14 protein-coding genes are annotated in these 15,905 nt (G+C 69.1%); 7 read left to right on the forward strand and 7 right to left on the reverse strand.

All coding sequences use genetic code 11. The features are described 5' to 3' along the window. The first annotated feature begins 148 nt into the window (after window positions 1-148). Window positions 149-1,615, forward strand: a complete 1,467-nt coding sequence (locus OG702_RS18135; RefSeq protein WP_327289935.1) for a CCA tRNA nucleotidyltransferase — start codon at window positions 149-151, stop codon at window positions 1,613-1,615. 40 nt (window positions 1,616-1,655) lie between these two features. On the opposite strand, the gene OG702_RS18140 is transcribed toward OG702_RS18135, so the two are convergent. From OG702_RS18140 to OG702_RS18150, 3 genes are all read right to left on the reverse strand, one after another. Continuing rightward, window positions 1,656-2,963, reverse strand: a complete 1,308-nt coding sequence (locus OG702_RS18140) for an MFS transporter (protein ID WP_327289936.1) — start codon at window positions 2,961-2,963, stop codon at window positions 1,656-1,658. A gap of 118 nt (window positions 2,964-3,081) precedes the next feature. Then, complete coding sequence (locus OG702_RS18145; RefSeq protein ID WP_327289937.1) at window positions 3,082-4,164, reverse strand: inositol-3-phosphate synthase; 1,083 nt, start codon at window positions 4,162-4,164, stop codon at window positions 3,082-3,084. Window positions 4,165-4,187: 23 nt separating this feature from the next. After that, window positions 4,188-4,832 carry a PadR family transcriptional regulator gene (locus OG702_RS18150; protein WP_327289938.1) on the reverse strand — a complete coding sequence of 215 codons (645 nt, stop codon included), beginning with the start codon at window positions 4,830-4,832 and terminating at the stop codon, window positions 4,188-4,190. A gap of 341 nt (window positions 4,833-5,173) precedes the next feature. On the opposite strand from OG702_RS18150, the gene OG702_RS18155 reads away from it, so the two are divergent. Beyond that, window positions 5,174-7,918, forward strand: a complete 2,745-nt coding sequence (locus OG702_RS18155) for a transglycosylase domain-containing protein (RefSeq protein WP_442814461.1) — start codon at window positions 5,174-5,176, stop codon at window positions 7,916-7,918. A 90-nt stretch (window positions 7,919-8,008) separates the two neighbouring features. Continuing rightward, window positions 8,009-9,523 (forward strand): glycosyltransferase family 87 protein, encoded by a 1,515-nt coding sequence (locus OG702_RS18160; protein WP_327289940.1) that lies wholly within the window; start codon window positions 8,009-8,011, stop codon window positions 9,521-9,523. Here the strand turns inward: OG702_RS18160 and OG702_RS18165 are convergent. The 3 genes from OG702_RS18165 to OG702_RS18175 form a co-directional block, all read right to left on the reverse strand. Further along, window positions 9,511-10,551: an alanine racemase gene (locus tag OG702_RS18165; RefSeq protein WP_327289941.1), complete on the reverse strand. Its 1,041-nt coding sequence runs from the start codon at window positions 10,549-10,551 to the stop codon at window positions 9,511-9,513. The two genes, OG702_RS18160 and OG702_RS18165, sit on opposite strands and share 13 nt — an antisense overlap. Before the next feature lie 65 nt (window positions 10,552-10,616). Beyond that, window positions 10,617-11,756 carry a lipid II:glycine glycyltransferase FemX gene (locus tag OG702_RS18170; RefSeq protein WP_327289942.1) on the reverse strand — a complete coding sequence of 380 codons (1,140 nt, stop codon included), beginning with the start codon at window positions 11,754-11,756 and terminating at the stop codon, window positions 10,617-10,619. A 130-nt stretch (window positions 11,757-11,886) separates the two neighbouring features. Next, complete coding sequence (locus tag OG702_RS18175) at window positions 11,887-12,216, reverse strand: hypothetical protein (RefSeq protein WP_327289943.1); 330 nt, start codon at window positions 12,214-12,216, stop codon at window positions 11,887-11,889. A 268-nt stretch (window positions 12,217-12,484) separates the two neighbouring features. Here OG702_RS18175 and rpsF point away from each other — a divergent pair, with 268 nt between their 5' ends. The 4 genes from rpsF to rplI are packed head-to-tail and all read left to right on the forward strand — an operon-like array spanning window position 12,485 to window position 14,192. Next, entirely contained in the window at window positions 12,485-12,775 is a 291-nt protein-coding gene (gene rpsF, locus OG702_RS18180; protein WP_327289944.1) for a 30S ribosomal protein S6, read from the forward strand. Window positions 12,776-12,833: 58 nt separating this feature from the next. After that, window positions 12,834-13,445, forward strand: a complete 612-nt coding sequence (locus OG702_RS18185; protein WP_327289945.1) for a single-stranded DNA-binding protein — start codon at window positions 12,834-12,836, stop codon at window positions 13,443-13,445. 42 nt (window positions 13,446-13,487) lie between these two features. Further along, a complete protein-coding gene (gene rpsR / locus OG702_RS18190) occupies window positions 13,488-13,724 on the forward strand; it encodes a 30S ribosomal protein S18 (protein WP_031512678.1) in 237 nt (78 codons plus the stop codon). Window positions 13,725-13,742: 18 nt separating this feature from the next. Then, on the forward strand, window positions 13,743-14,192 hold the full coding sequence (gene rplI, locus OG702_RS18195) for a 50S ribosomal protein L9 (protein WP_327289946.1): 450 nt from the start codon (window positions 13,743-13,745) through the stop codon (window positions 14,190-14,192). A gap of 138 nt (window positions 14,193-14,330) precedes the next feature. Here the strand turns inward: rplI and OG702_RS18200 are convergent, their stop codons facing one another. Beyond that, complete coding sequence (locus OG702_RS18200; protein WP_327293276.1) at window positions 14,331-15,638, reverse strand: MATE family efflux transporter; 1,308 nt, start codon at window positions 15,636-15,638, stop codon at window positions 14,331-14,333. Window positions 15,639-15,905 lie beyond the last annotated feature (267 nt).

The raw sequence follows: 15,905 nt of genomic DNA on the forward strand, positions 1-15,905 counted from the left end.
TGCTGATCGTCTGTCGCCGTGGTCCATCGGATGTGCGTGCTGGCATGTTAACGATCCGCGCTGTGTCGAAGTGCTGCGGACTGCTCCTTGGTACCAGCCGCAAAACCCGTGCGCGGGCGATGCCCGCGGACCCGTACCCTTTTACGTTGTGCCGAATGCCAACAATGCCGCTCAGAGCCCGCAGCCCCCGCGAGCCGGGCAGGCCCCTCACCGGGTCGAGCCGGTCGCCGAGGAGCTGGGCCACCGTTTCCGTGCCGCCGGATTCGCTCTCGCCCTGGTCGGCGGTTCGGTCCGGGACACCTTGCTCGGCCGGCTCGGCAACGACCTGGACTTCACCACCGACGCCCGTCCCGAGCAGGTGCTGAAACTCCTGCGGCCCTGGGCGGACTCGGTGTGGGAGGTCGGCATCGCCTTCGGCACGGTCGGGGGCATGAAGAAGGCCCAGGATACCGAGGGTGCGACCCGTAGCTTCCAGATCGAGGTGACCACCTACCGCAGCGAGGCGTACGACCGGACCTCGCGCAAGCCGGAGGTCTCCTACGGTGACACCATCCAGGAGGATCTGGTCCGCCGGGACTTCACGGTGAACTCGATGGCGGTCGGTCTGCCAGGGAACGACTTCATCGACCCCTACGGCGGCCTCGACGATCTGGCGGCCCGGGTGCTGCGCACGCCGGCCTCCCCCGAGGCGTCCTTCTCCGACGACCCGCTGCGGATGCTGCGTGCCGCCCGCTTCGCCGCCCAGCTGGACTTCGAGGTCGCCCCTGAGGTGGTCGCGGCGATGACCGCGATGGCCGACCGGATCGACATCGTCTCCGCCGAGCGGGTGCGGGACGAGCTGAACAAGCTGATCCTGTCCGACCACCCCCGCAAGGGCCTGCGGCTGCTGGTCGAGACCGGCCTCGCCGACCGGGTGCTGCCCGAGCTGTCGGCGCTGCGGCTGGAGCGGGACGAGCACTTCCGGCACAAGGACGTCTACGAGCACTCCCTGACGGTGCTGGAGCAGGCCATCGACCTGGAGGCCGAGGGGCCGGATCTGGTGCTGCGGCTGGCCGCGCTGCTGCACGACATCGGCAAGCCGAAGACCCGGCGCTTCGAGCCGGACGGCCGGGTCTCCTTCCACCACCACGAGATCGTCGGCGCCAAGCTCAGCAAGGCGCGGATGCTGCAGCTCAAATACCCCAATGAGCTGGTGAAGGACGTCTCCCGGCTGGTCGAGCTGCACCTGCGCTTCCACGGCTACGGCAGCGGCGAGTGGACCGACTCGGCCGTGCGCCGCTACGTACGGGACGCCGGCCCGCTGCTGGAGCGGCTGCACAAGCTCACCCGTTCGGACTGCACGACCCGCAACAAGCGCAAGGCGGCGGCGCTGTCGCGGACCTACGACGGCCTGGAGCAGCGGATCGCGGAGCTGCAGGAGCGGGAGGAGCTCGACGCGATCCGGCCCGACCTGGACGGCAACCAGATCATGACCGTGCTCGGGATCGCCCCGGGACCGGTGGTGGGCCAGGCGTATCAGTACCTGCTGGAGCTGCGGCTGGAGAACGGTCCGCTGGGCGAGGAAGCGGCGGCCGCGGCGCTGCGCGAGTGGTGGACCGCCCGGTCCGCCGAGTGATGTTTCACGTGGAACATCGCGACCGCCGGCCGCTCCGATCTCATCGGGTCGGCGTGCCTGCTCGCGATGTTCCACGTGAAACATCGCGCTCCCGCAGCATCGCGGCCGCGGTGGCGGCATAGACCAGCGCCAGCGCCACGACCAGCCCCGCCGAGCGCACGTCGGCGGGCAGCACCAGGGCCGCGATCGCTGCGGCGCCGACGAACGCCACGTTGAAGACGACGTCGTAGAGCGAGAAGACCCGGCCGCGGTAGGCGTCGTCGACCTGCGCCTGGACGACCGTGTCGGTGGCGATCTTGGCGCCCTGCGTGGCGATCCCGAGCGCGAAGGCCGCCAGCATCAGCGGAGCGACACTGAAGGACAGCGCCAGCGGAGGCAGCAGCAGCGCCGAGGCGGCCGAGCAGGCGATGATCCAGCCGGAGGTCCCCACCCGGGCGGTGGCCCAGGGGGTGACGAGTGCGGCGACGAAGAAGCCGGCCGCGGACAGCCCGACCGCCACCCCCAGCAGGCGCAGGCCCGCGTCGGTGTCGGACGGGTCGGACCACGCGTAGCGGCAGAGCATCAGCAGCATCACGGTGAGCGCACCGAAGCAGAAGCGCATCGCGGTCATCGCGGTCATCGCACGGGCGGCCGCAGGACGGCGGCGGAGGTGACGCAGTCCGGCCGTCAGGCCCTGTGCAGTGCCGGTCAGCGCGGCCGTGAACTGCGGGCGGACCTGGTCCGGCTCCGGGCCGAGCAGATCACGGCCCAGGGACAGCGCGGACAGCCCCGCGCACAGGTAGAGCACCGAGCCGAGCAGTACGGTGGCGGCGTTGGCCCCGTCGCCCTCGGCGGCGAAGAGATGCACGACGAAGGCGACGCCGCCGCCCACGGTCGCCGCGAGGGTGCCCGCCGTCGGTGAGAGCGCGTTGGCGGTCACCAGCCGGTCCGGGTCGACCACCCGCGGCAGCGCGGCGGACAGCCCCGCCAGGACGAAGCGGTTGACCGCGGTCACCGACAGGGCGGACAGATAGAACAGCCAGTCCGGCACCCGGAGCAGGATCAGCCCCGCGGTGCCGCAGCACAGCACCGCACGCAGCAGATTGCAGTACAGCAGGACCTGGCGGCGCCGCCAGCGGTCGAGCAGCACGCCGGTGAAGGGGCCGATGAGCGAGTAGGGGAGCAGCAGGACGGCCATCGCGGAGGCGACCGCCCCCGGCGAGGCCTGCTTCTCCGGCGAGAAGACCACGTAGGCGGCCAGCGCGACCTGGAAGACGCCGTCGGAGAGCTGCGAGAGCAGGCGTACGCCCAGCAGCCGGCGGAAGTCCGGCAGCCGCAACAGGTCCCGAAGATCGCGCAGAAGGCCCATGCGCACAGCCTCACACGACCGAGAAGGCCCCGGGCATGCGACCCGGGGCCTTCTCGGTAATCCGTCGGTCAGCGCGTCAGGGTGTCCCCGCGTCAGCGCCGCACCGGCAGGGGGCTGTTCAGCGCTCGACCTCGCCGCGGATGAACTTCTCCACGTTCTCGCGGGCCTGGTCGTCGAAGTACTGCACCGGCGGGGACTTCATGAAGTACGAGGACGCCGACAGGATCGGGCCGCCGATACCGCGGTCCTTGGCGATCTTCGCAGCACGCACCGCGTCGATGATGACGCCGGCGGAGTTCGGGGAGTCCCAGACCTCCAGCTTGTACTCCAGGTTCAGCGGGACGTCACCGAAGGCGCGCCCTTCGAGGCGGACATAGGCCCACTTGCGGTCGTCGAGCCACTGGACGTAGTCGGACGGGCCGATGTGGACGTTCTTCGCGCCCAGGTCGCGGTCCGGGATCTGCGAGGTGACGGCCTGCGTCTTGGAGATCTTCTTGGACTCCAGGCGCTCGCGCTCGAGCATGTTCTTGAAGTCCATGTTGCCGCCGACGTTCAGCTGCATGGTGCGCTCCAGCACCACACCGCGGTCCTCGAAGAGCTTGGCCATCACGCGGTGCGTGATGGTGGCGCCCACCTGGGACTTGATGTCGTCGCCGATGATCGGCACACCGGCCTCGGTGAACTTGTCGGCCCACTCCTTGGTGCCGGCGATGAAGACCGGCAGGGCGTTGACGAAGGCGACCTTGGCGTCGATGGCGCACTGGGCGTAGAACTTCGCCGCGTCCTCGGAACCGACCGGCAGGTAGCAGACCAGCACGTCGACCTTGCGGTCCTTGAGCACCTGGACGATGTCGACCGGGGTCTCGTCGGACTCCTCGATGGTCTCCCGGTAGTACTTGCCGAGGCCGTCGAGGGTGTGGCCACGCTGGACGGTCACACCGGTCTGCGGCACGTCGCAGATCTTGATGGTGTTGTTCTCGCTGGCGCCGATGGCGTCCGCGACATCGAGGCCGACCTTCTTCGCGTCAACATCGAAGGCAGCCACGAACTCGACGTCACGAACGTGGTATTCGCCGAACTGGACGTGCATCAGACCGGGCACCCGGGAATCCGGGTCGGCGTCCTTGTAATACTCGACACCCTGTACCAGCGACGTGGCGCAGTTGCCCACACCGACGATGGCTACGCGAACCGAACCCATACCCGTTGCTCCCTGTGTAATCGTCACGCGGTTCCCCGGGCTTCGGGTCGGCCGCCGTTCTCTTGGTTGGTGTTGTCGTTGTCGTCCCGCTCGTCGACCGGACGCTCGACGCGTCCGGCCCGCTCGGTCTCGATCAGCTCATTGAGCCAGCGGACCTCGCGCTCCACCGACTCCATGCCGTGCCGTTGCAGCTCAAGCGTGTAGTCGTCGAGCCTTTCGCGGGTGCGGGCCAGCGAGGCCCGCATCTTTTCCAGGCGCTCCTCCAGGCGGCTGCGCCGCCCTTCGAGCACCCGCATCCTGACGTCCTTGGACGTCTGGCCGAAGAAGGCGAAACGAGCGGCGAAGTGCTCGTCCTCCCAGGCGTCGGGGCCCGAGTGCGCCAGCAGCTCCTCGAAGTGCTCCTTGCCCGCGGCGGTCAGCCGATAGACGATCTTCGCCCGGCGGCCGGCGAGGGGCGCGGCGGGCGGACCGATGTCCACCGCCGGTTCCTCGATCAGCCACCCCAGGGTGACCAGCGTCTTCAAGCAGGGGTACAGACTCCCGTAGCTGAAGGCGCGGAACACCCCGAGGGAGGTGTTGAGCCGCTTGCGCAGCTCGTACCCATGCATCGGAGACTCGCGCAGCAGACCGAGAACCGCGAATTCGAGGATTCCGGAGCGCTTGCTCAATCCCTCGTCCCCTCGTTCACGCTTCTTTCGATCCGATGTATCGAGTCGATACATCGCGACGATAGAACGGCGCGAGACATCACGCAAGGCGGCTGGTGGTGACCGGCGTCACATCGGCAAACCTGTGAGCTGTCAACCGCCCTTTATGTGATGAACGTTCGCATCACGTGTCTTTTGGTCGTGCGTACTCTGTTCGCCATGCAGAGCACCGGGAACCCCGCGCCGTCGGCGCGCGTCTTGATCCTTGGTGCCGTGCGGCCCGACACAGCCGCACGCAGGGGGACCGACCGGATTGTCACCGATGCCTTCAGGCGATCCCGCCTGTCGAGGAGTAGCTGTTCATGAGCGAGCACCGTCGCAAGCCGCCGCAGTCGCCTGCCGGCGGCCGTGCTGCCGCCCGGCGAGGGGGACCGCAGCCGACGCCCCCGTCCTCCGGCGGCCGCCCGGCTGCCGGCGGCCCCCCCGCGGACGCCCGTGGCGGACGCGGGACGCCGACCGGTTCGCCGAGCGGTGCCCACAGCGGGCCGTCCGCAACACCCCCCGGTTCCGGGGGCGGTGGCGAGCCCTACCAGGGCAGGGCCGCGGCACGCCGTGCCACCCAGGGCCGTAGCGGTGGCCGGCGCAGGGGCGCGGGTGGCGGCCCCGGGGGTCCCGGCGGCCCGGGAGGGCCCGGCACGGGCGGCCCCGCGGGCCGCGGCGGCCGCGGTCCCGGACGGCGGCCGGCCAAGAAGCGCTTCATCGACTACCCGCGGTTCGGCAAGGAGGGCTGGCGTCACTGGATGCCGTCCTGGCGCCAGGTCACGGCGATCTTCGTCGGCTGCGTCGGCACCCTGGTCGGCATCGTCGGCATCGCCTACGCCATGGTCGACGTCCCGAACGAGAACAAGGCGGCCATCGCCCAGAACAACGTCTACTACTGGGCCGATGGCAGCCGCATGGTGACCAGCGGCGGCGTCAACCGGCAGAACATCCCGTACGAGAAGATCCCCAGGGCGATGCGCTACGCGGTGATCTCGGCGGAGAACAAGACCTTCGAGACCGATTCGGGTGTCGACCCGACGGGTATCGCCCGCGCACTGTTCAACATGGCCAAGGGCGGCGAGACGCAGGGCGGCTCGACGATCACCCAGCAGTACGTCAAGAACACGATGCTCGACCAGTCGCAGACGATCAGCCGCAAGTTCAAAGAGCTGTTCATCTCCATAAAGGTCGGTGCGAAGCTCAAAAAGAACGACATCATCACCGGCTACCTGAACACCTCATACTTCGGCCGCGGTGCCTACGGCATCCAGGCAGCCTCGCAGACGTACTACGGCATCGACGCGGAGGACCTGAACCCGAGCCAGTGCGCGATGCTCGCCGCGCTGCTCAAGGGGCCGACGTACTACGACCCCAACGGCAACCCGGGCATCGACCCGGCCGCGAACGCCGACGCGAACACCGCTCGGGCCAAGGACCGGTGGGAGTCGATCCTCAACAACGAGGTGCGCTTCGATCACATGACCGCGGCCGACCGCGCGCAGTACACGAAGTTCCCGATGCCGCAGGGCCTCAAGGCGCAGGCCGGGATGAACGGCCAGATCGGCTATCTCGTCGACACTGCGAACAACTACGTCACCACGCACTCGAAACCCAAGATCACCCAGGCCCAGCTCGACAAGGGTGGCTTCCAGATCTACACCACCTTCCAGAAGGACAAGGTCAACGAGCTCAAGACCTCTGTCGAGAAGGTGCGTGCGCAGAAGATCAAACCGGGCGCCGGGCACAAGTACACCGGCAGTGACCACACCTTCGACGGTGACGCCGACACCAACGTCCAGTTCGGTGCGGCCTCCGTCGTCCCCGGCGACGGCAAGATCGTGGCGATCTACGGCGGCGCGGGCTACGACAAGGGCGAGTTCACCAACAACGCCGACACCAAGGGTGTCCCGGTCGGGTCGACGTTCAAGCCGTTCGTGCTCGCCGCGGCGATGACCTACGGCACCAACTACAGCGACAACAAACCGCTGACGCCGGACAGCAAGTACAACGGCAACGACCTGATCCCGATCATGGATCACAACGGCAAGCCGGTCCTCACCAAGGAAAACACCGTCTTCAAGCAGAAGAACGAGTCGGGCAAGAAATGGGGCTACATCACCCTGAACAAGGCGATGGAGCAGTCCATCAACAGCCCGTTCGTCCAGCTCGGTGAGGACGTCGGCCTGGACAAGGTCGAGGAAACGGCCATCAGGGCCGGACTGCTCAAGGACTACATGGGGGACCTGGTCGCCTCCTACTCCATCGGCACCGCGACCCCCAGCGCGATCCGGATGGCGAACGCGTACGGCACCTTCGCCGACTCCGGTGCGGCGGTCGAGCCGTACTCGGTGACCAAGCTGCTCCACGACGGCGACGACGACCACGACTTCCAGAAGCCGGAGCGGACGAAGTCGCCGGCGCTGAGACCTGACGTCGCCAACACCGTGACCAAGGTGCTGCAGAACGTGGTGAAGAAGGGTACGGGTATGAATGCGCTGGCCCTGGGACGTACCGCGGCCGGCAAGACCGGTACCACCGACACCCCGGGCGGTACCCGCTCGGCGTGGTTCGTCGGCTACACCCAGCAGCTGTCCACCTCGGTGGTGATGTTCCGGCAGAACACCAAGGAGAAGATGCTGCTGCCGATGAGCGGCACCGGCGGTCCGGACTCCACCACCCACGGTGGTGACATCCCGGCGACCATGTGGACCGACTACATGAAGGCGGCCCTCGGCAACCAGCGCGACCCGGGCTTCCCGGAGCCGGGCAAGATCGGCGACGGCAAGACGATCAACGAGGCCGGCGCCCCGACGCCGACCCCGTCCATGACGCAGCCGCCGACGACCACCCCGCCGCCGCCCACCGACACCCCGCCCACGACGGCGCCGCCCACGAGCTCGCCGACCTGGACGCCGCCGACGAACACCTCGCAGCCGCCCACACCGCCGGACTGCAACATCTTCAACCCCAACTGTCACGACACGACCCCGCCGACGTCGCCGTCCAGCCCACCGACGAGCGGCCCACCGGGGCATCACACGAAGGGACCTGACACCGGCGAGTGAGCCGCACCGGACCCCGTGGCAGTCGGCAGCTGACATGTCGACCGCCACGGGGTCTGCTGCGTCCACAGTCCGGTACGGCAGGATGTCGGCATGACGAGCGTGCGCGATCGCGAAGAGGACGGCCTCCCGGAGCTTCCGGTGCGTCCCACCGACGAGGACCCGCTGGCCGCCACGGCCAGTGAACTCATCGGCGGGCCGGCCGGCAAACACGCCGGGACCGGCGGCCACCGCTGGTGGAACGCCCTGCGCGTGATGGTGCTGATCGTCATCGGCATGTTCGCGCTGGGCATGGTGCAGAAGGTGCCCTGCTACGACGGCGGCTGGTTCCAGGGCGGGGACCCGCAGTACATCCACGCCTGCTACTCCGACATCCCGCACCTCTACCACGACCGCGGTTTCGCCGCCGACGTGGTGCCGTACTTCGACAGCATTCCCGGGTCCATCTCCGGCAGCGGTTTCCACCACCTGGAATACCCGGTCCTCACCGGGCTCTTCATGGAGGTCGCCTCCTGGCTGACTCCGCACGGCGGCAGTATGGAGCACCGGTCCCAGATCTACTGGATCGTGAACTCCGGCATGCTGCTGCTCTGCGCGATCGCGCTGGTGGTGGTGGTCTCCCGCACCAACCGGCGGCGCCCGTGGGATGGCCTGTTCATCGCCCTGTCCCCCGCGCTGGCGCTGTCCGCGACGATCAACTGGGACCTGTTCGCGGTGGCGCTGGCGTCGGTGGGCCTGCTGCTGTGGGCCCGCAGCCGGCCACTGGCCGCCGGTGTGCTGATCGGCCTGGCCACCGCCGCCAAGCTCTACCCGGTCCTGCTGCTGCTCGCGATCGGCCTGCTCTGCCTGCGCGCGGGCAGGATGCGGGCCTTCGGCACGGCGCTGGCGGGCGCGGTGGGCGCCTGGCTGGTGGTCAACCTGCCGGTGATGCTGCTGGCCAGGTCCGGCTGGGCGGAGTTCTACGACTACAGCCGTAGCAGAGGCGTCGACTACGGCTCGGTGTGGCTGATCATCATGCAGCGCACCGGCAACCCGCTCAGCGGCGTCAGCGCGTACGTCGCCGCGCTGCTGATCCTGCTGTGCGCCGGGATCGCCGCCCTGACCTTCTACGCGCCCCGGCGGCCACGGCTGGGCCAGATCGCCTTCCTGGTGGTGGCCGCGCTCATCGTCAGCAACAAGGTCTACTCGCCGCAGTACGTGCTGTGGCTGCTGCCGCTGGCGGTGCTCGCCCGGCCGCGCTGGCGCGACCTGCTGATCTGGCAGGGCGCCGAGGTGCTGTACTACGTCGCGATCTGGATGCAGCTGGCCTATGTCACCGGTGGCACCAAGCACCACGGCCTGTCGGCCGACGGCTACCACCTGGCGATCGCCCTGCACCTGCTGGGCGTGCTCTACCTGTCCGGGGTGGTGGTCAGGGACATCCTGCTGCCGCAGCACGACGTCCTGCGGCAGGACGGTGAGGACGATCCTTCAGGCGGGGTGCTCGACGGAGCCGAGGACGCCTTCGTCCTGGGCTTCGTCCCCGAGGAGGGGCGGCATCCGTACCCGCAGGAGCCGGCCGCGAGCGGTGTCGGGAGCGGCAGCGGGACCGGCAGCTACGACGCCTGACGGTCCACGATCCGGTCGAACTGGGTCGTGGTGTGCCGCAGGTGCGCCACCAGCTCGTCACCGACGGCGGGCGGTGCCACATCGCCCGGCAGGAAGAGGATCGAGACCTGCATGTGCGGCGGCTCGGCGAACCAGCGCTGCTTGCCGGCCCACACGAACGGCGACAGGTTGCGGTTGACGGTGGCCAGGCCCGCCCTGGCCACCCCCTTGGCCCGCGGCATCAGGCCGTGCAGCGCCTTGGGCGCCTCCAGGCCCACACCGTGCGAGGTGCCGCCGGCCACGACCACCAGGTGGCCGTTGTCCGTGGCCTTCTCCTGCCGGTAGCCGTACCGCTCGCCCTTGGCGATCCGGGTCACGTCGAGCACGGCGCCGCGGTACTCGGTCGCGTCGTGGTCGCCGAGCCACATCCGGGTGCCGATCCTGGCCCGGAAGCGGGTCTGCGGGAACTGCTGCTGGAGAGCGGCCTGCTCGGTCGCCTTGAGATGGCTGACGAACATCGTGTGCAGCGGCAGCCTGGCCGCCCGCAGCCGCTCCATCCAGGCGAAGACCTCCTCCACCGCGTCGCTGCCGTCGGTGCGGTCCAGCGGCAGGTGGATCGCGAAGCCCTCCAGGCGGACGTCGTCGATCGCGGTGTGCAGCTTGCCCAGGTCCTCCTCGGCCACCCCGTGCCGCCGCATCGAGCTCATCACCTCGATGACGACCCGGGCGCCGACCAGCCCGCGCACGCCCTCCACCGAGGAGACCGAGCGGATCGCCCGGTCCGGCAGCGGCACCGGCTCCTCGCCGAGCCGGTAGGGGGTCAGGACGAGGATGTCGCCGCCGAAGTAGTCCTTGATCCTGGCCGCTTCGTAGGTGGTGCCCACCGCGAGCATGTCGGACCGCAGCCGGGTCGCCTCGTCGGCGAGCCGTTCGTGGCCGAAGCCGTAGCCGTTCCCCTTGCAGACCGGGACGAGACCGGGGAACTGGTCGGCCACCTGGTGCTGGTGGGCACGCCAGCGTGCGGTGTCGACATACAGGGTGAGCGCCATGGCCTGATCAGGACCTTCCTATCGGGTTGCCCCCCGGACTTCGGTCCCGAGGGAGAGTCGGCCGGTCAGCGGCGCGACATGTAGATGTCGAGTGCCTTGTGGAGCAGCTTGTTGAGCGGGAAATCCCACTCGCCCAAGTATTCGGCAGCCTGCCCGCCGGTGCCCACCTTGAACTGGATCAGACCGAACAGGTGGTCGGTCTCGTCGAGCGAGTCGCTGATGCCGCGCAGATCGTAGACGCTGGCGCCCATGGCGTACGCGTCCCGCAGCATCCGCCATTGCATGGCGTTGGAAGGACGCACCTCGCGCTTGTGGTTGGCGGAGGCGCCGTACGAATACCAGACGTGCCGGCCGACGGTGAGCATGGTGGCCGCGGCGACCGCCTCGCCCTCGTGCACGGCCAGGTAGAGCCGCATCCGGTTGGCGTCCTCGGCATTGAGCTTGGTCCACATGCGCTGGAAGTACGACAGCGGGCGCGGGCGGAACTGGTCGCGCACCGCGGTGATCTCGTACAGCTGCTGCCAGGCCGGCAGGTCGTCGTAGCCGCCCTGGATGACCTGGACCCCGGCCTTCTCGGCCTTCTTGATGTTGCGGCGCCACAGCTGGTTGAAGTTCTTCAGGATGTCGTCGAGCGAGCGGTTCTCCAGCGGCACCTGGTAGACGTAGCGCGGCTGCACGTCGCCGAAGCCGGCGCCGCCGTCCTCGCCCTGCTGCCAGCCCATCCGGCGCAGCCGCTCGGCCACCTCGAAGGCGCGCGGCTCGATGAAGTCGGCCTCGACGTCACGCAGCCGCTTGATGTCGGGGTCGGCGATGCCCGCCTTGATCGTGTTGGCGTCCCACCGGCGGATTATCACCGGCGGACCCATCTTGACGGTGAAGGCGCCCTGCTGCTTCAGGTGCCGGAGCATCGGCTGCAGCCACTCGTCGAGATTGGGCGCGTACCAGTTGATGACCGGGCCCTCGGGCATATAGGCCAGATAGCGCTTGACCTTGGGCAGCTGCCGGTAGAGGACCAGGCCCACGCCGACGAGCTGGCCGCCCTTGACCGGCTGGCCGGGCTGCTCGTCGAACCAGCCGAGACTCTCCGACCGCCACTCGGACTTCACGTCGGCCCATGCCGGGACCTGGCAGTGGCTCGCCGAGGGCAGGCTCTGGATGTAGGCCAGGTGCTGCTCTCGGCTGATGGTCCTCAGGGTCAGGCTCATGCGGGGCGCTCCCCATGCTCACGACTGCGGGCTTATCTGGCCCGAAGCCTACTGTGCAGGGGGAGCCGTCCCACCAGCCCTGTGGACAACGGCGCGGCTTTCCACAGGCCCCGCCGTCCGGTCGGCGCAGCTACCAGAGCCCGCCGGTCAGGCCGCCGTGCGCCACTCCGAGGTAGAAGCCGACCGCGGCCGCGCCCAGGCCGATGATCAGAACGAAGCGCTGGGTCGTGGTGGCGGAGATGAACTGGCCGTAGCCCCCGGTGAAGATCCCGACCAGGCCGCTCCACGAGCTCAGCAGGTGCTGGCTGTCGAAGATCGACGAGATGGAGGCGATGGCGCCGAGGATCAGCGTGACGATCGCGAGCGTGTTGACCAGCGGATGCGGCCGGCCGTCGGTGTTGAAGGTGAGCTGGTGGCTGTGGAAGGTCAGCTGATGGGTCCGTTCCGCGTGCTGTGCCATGGGGCACCTCCGTGACGGAGAAGTGGCGGGCTGTAGCGCCCGCGCACCCGATGTGTACAGATTGCGGGCATAAGGGGGCGGATTTCAACCCGGGGGACCGAGGCGGGTAGTCTGTACGGTCTGCACCGGTGTCTGCGCTGGGCTGAACCGGGCAGTCCGAGGTTTTCCTTCGGCTGTCAGTGGCCCGCGTTACCGTTGCGACGCAGATACAAACCCTCCTGCCACGGAAACGCCGTGGCCGCTGAGTCCAAAGGAGGCGGGTTCCACTATGCGTCACTACGAGCTCATGCTCATTCTCGACCCCGATCTTGAGGAGCGCGCTGTCTCCCCGCTGATCGAGTCCTTCCTGTCCGTCGTCCGCAATGGCGGCGGCAGCGTGGAGAAGGTCGACACCTGGGGCCGTCGTCGTCTCGCCTATGAGATCAACAAGAAGCCCGAGGGCATCTACTCGGTCGTCGACCTCAAGGCCTCGCCTGATGTCGTCAAGGAGCTGGACCGTCAGCTCAACCTGAACGAGTCGGTGCTGCGGACCAAGGTCCTCCGTCCGGAACTGCACTAGTCCGGACTTCGAGTAGCAGTCAGTCAGCACTGCCCAAAGCCAGTCGAGAGGTCACCCCATGGCAGGCGAGACCGTCATCACGGTCGTCGGCAATCTTGTCGACGACCCCGAGCTGCGCTTCACCCCGTCCGGTGCGGCGGTCGCGAAGTTCCGCGTCGCGTCCACTCCCCGCACCTTCGACCGGCAGACCAACGAGTGGAAGGACGGCGAGAGCCTGTTCCTGACCTGCTCGGTCTGGCGGCAGGCGGCGGAGAACGTCGCCGAGTCGCTTCAGCGAGGCATGCGCGTCATCGTGCAGGGCCGGCTGAAGCAGCGGTCCTACGAGGACCGCGAGGGCGTCAAGCGGACGGTCTACGAGCTGGACGTCGATGAGGTCGGCGCCAGCCTCAGGAGTGCCACGGCCAAGGTCACCAAGACCAGCGGCGGTGGCGGTCGTGGCGGCCAGCAGGGCGGTTACGGCTCGGGCGGCGGCCAGGGTGGCGGCAGCTGGGGCGGCGGCTCCGGCGGCCAGCCGGGCGGCGGCGGTGCTCCCGCCGACGACCCCTGGGCCACCAGCGCACCGGCCGGCGGCGGCCAGCCGGGCGCCGCAGGCGGCGGGCAGGGTGGCGGCGGCTGGGGCGGAAGCCCCGGTTCGTCCGGCGGCGGCTACTCGGACGAGCCGCCCTTCTAGGGCGGACCCTCACACACTTCGTGATCGCATAGGAGAATCACCATGGCGAAGCCGCCCCCGCGCAAGCCGAAGAAGAAGGTCTGCGCGTTCTGCAAGGACAAGACCGTGTACGTGGACTACAAGGACACGAACATGCTGCGGAAGTTCATTTCCGACCGCGGCAAGATCCGTGCCCGCCGCGTCACCGGCAACTGCACGCAGCACCAGCGCGACGTCGCCACGGCCGTCAAGAACAGCCGTGAGATGGCGCTGCTGCCGTACACGTCGACCGCTCGATAAGGAAAGGGTGACCAGATAATGTCCAAGATCATCCTTACCAACGAGGTCAGCGGCCTCGGTGCCGCCGGCGACATCGTCGACGTCAAGCCGGGCTACGCCCGCAACTACCTGATCCCGCGGGGCTTCGCCATCGCGTGGACCAAGGGTGGCGAGAAGGACGTCGAGCAGATCCGTCGTGCCCGTCGCATCCGCGAGATCCACTCGCTGGACGACGCGAACGTGGTCAAGGCGCAGCTGCAGGCCGTCAAGGTCAAGCTGAGCACCCGCGCCGGTGACACCGGCCGGCTCTTCGGCTCCATCACCCCGGCCGACATCGCTGCGGCGATCAAGACCGCCGGTGGTCCGGTCGTCGACAAGCGCCGGGTCGAGGTCGCCGCGCCGATCAAGACGCTCGGCGCGCACAAGGTGTCGGTGCGCCTGCACCCCGAGGTCGAGGCTGTCCTCGACCTGGAGGTCGTGGCGGCGTAACGCCCCCTTTGCTCGGCATGTTCCACGTGGAACACCAGGGCCGGGTGCCCCCGCGAGGGGGTGCCCGGCCCTGGCACATGTCCGTGCGGGCCGTGTCTCCGCCCTGTGGTCGGGTGCCCCCCGGCGGGAGGCCGCGGCTCAGCGGGCGGCGCCCGTGATGATCCAGCGGCCGGAGCGGGCGCGCAGCCACAGGGCGGCGAGCCGGGTGAGCATCATCAGCGCCATGGCCCACCACAGGGCGGTCAGACCCGCCCCGAGCGCCGGCACCGCGAAGGCGGCAGGGGCGAAGACCGCCAGCGTGGCCAGCATGGACCAGGCCAGATACGGCCCGTCCCCGGCGCCCATCAGCACCCCGTCCAGGACGAAGACCACGCCCGATACCGGTTGCGAGACCGCGACCACCAGCAGCGCGGACATCAGCGCGTCCTGGACGGCCGGGTCGGAGCTGAACAGCGGCCCGATCAGCGGCCGGACCAGAGCCACCAGCAGCCCCAGGACGACACCGCAGGCCACCCCCCACTCGATCATCCGGCGGCAGGCCGCCCGGGCGCCCTCGGCGTCCCCGGCGCCCAGGTAGCGGCCGATGATCGCCTGGCCGGCGATGGCGATGGCGTCCAGGGCGAAGGCGAGCAGCGACCACACGGTGAGGATGATCTGGTGGGCGGCGATGTCGGTGTCCCCGAGCCGCGCGGCGACCGCGGTGGCGATCAGCAGGACGGCCCGCAGGCTGACGGTGCGCACCAGCAGCGGCAGTCCCGCCCGGGCGCAGGCGCGGATCCCGGCGGTGTCCGGGCGCAGCGCCGTCCACCAGCCGCCGGCCCCGTCACCGGTCTGCCGCCGGATGCCGCGGACGACCACCCACAGGTAGACCGCGGCCATGCCGTTCTGTGCGATGACGGTCCCCCAGGCGGAGCCGGCGATACCGAGCCCGGCGCCGTAGACGAGGGTGGCGTTCAGGCCCGCGTTGGCGGTGAAGCCGCCGATGGCCACCACCAGCGGGGTGCGGGTGTCCTGCAGGCCGCGCAGCACTCCGGTGGCGGCCAGCACCACCAGCATGGCCGGGATGCCGAGCGAGCTGATCCGGAGGTAGTCGGCCGCGTAAGGGGCCGCGGTACCCGAGGCCTCGAAGAGGTCGACCAGAGCGGGGGCCGCGGGCAGCACCGCCGCGATCACCAGGCCGCCGAGCAGCAGAGCCAGCCAGATGCCGTCGACTCCCTGCCGCAGCGCGGCCGGCAGGTCGCCCGCACCGACCCGGCGGGCGACCGCGGCTGTGGTGGCGTAGGCCAGGAAGACGAAGACGTTGACCGCGGTGGTGAGCAACGCGGCGGCCACGCCGAGCCCGGCGAGTTGTGCGGTGCCCAGGTGGCCGACGACCGCGCTGTCCACCATCACGAAGAGCGGTTCCGCCACGAGCGCGCCGAACGCGGGCAGGGCGAGGGCGACGATTTCCCGGTCATGCCGACGCCGTCCTGACGGACGGCGCTCGCTGTCGGGCCCCGGGCCGCGGGGCCCGGGTTCCTGCTTTTCTGGCGGCTCGACGACGGGATTCACAAGCACAGCTTAATCGTCCACAAGTAAGAGGTGAAGGCCCAGAAGGATCCTTACCGCTGACTGCGTAGAGTGATCTCCTCCGCGTTGTTTGTGGCGATCTTGGTCCGGGTGGAAAAGTTTTTCTCCTGCACAGGCTATGGATGAAGAAGGTGCAGGTCAGAG

It is taken from the genome of Streptomyces sp. NBC_01198 (genome assembly GCF_036010485.1).
Taxonomy (GTDB): Bacteria; Actinomycetota; Actinomycetes; order Streptomycetales; family Streptomycetaceae; genus Actinacidiphila.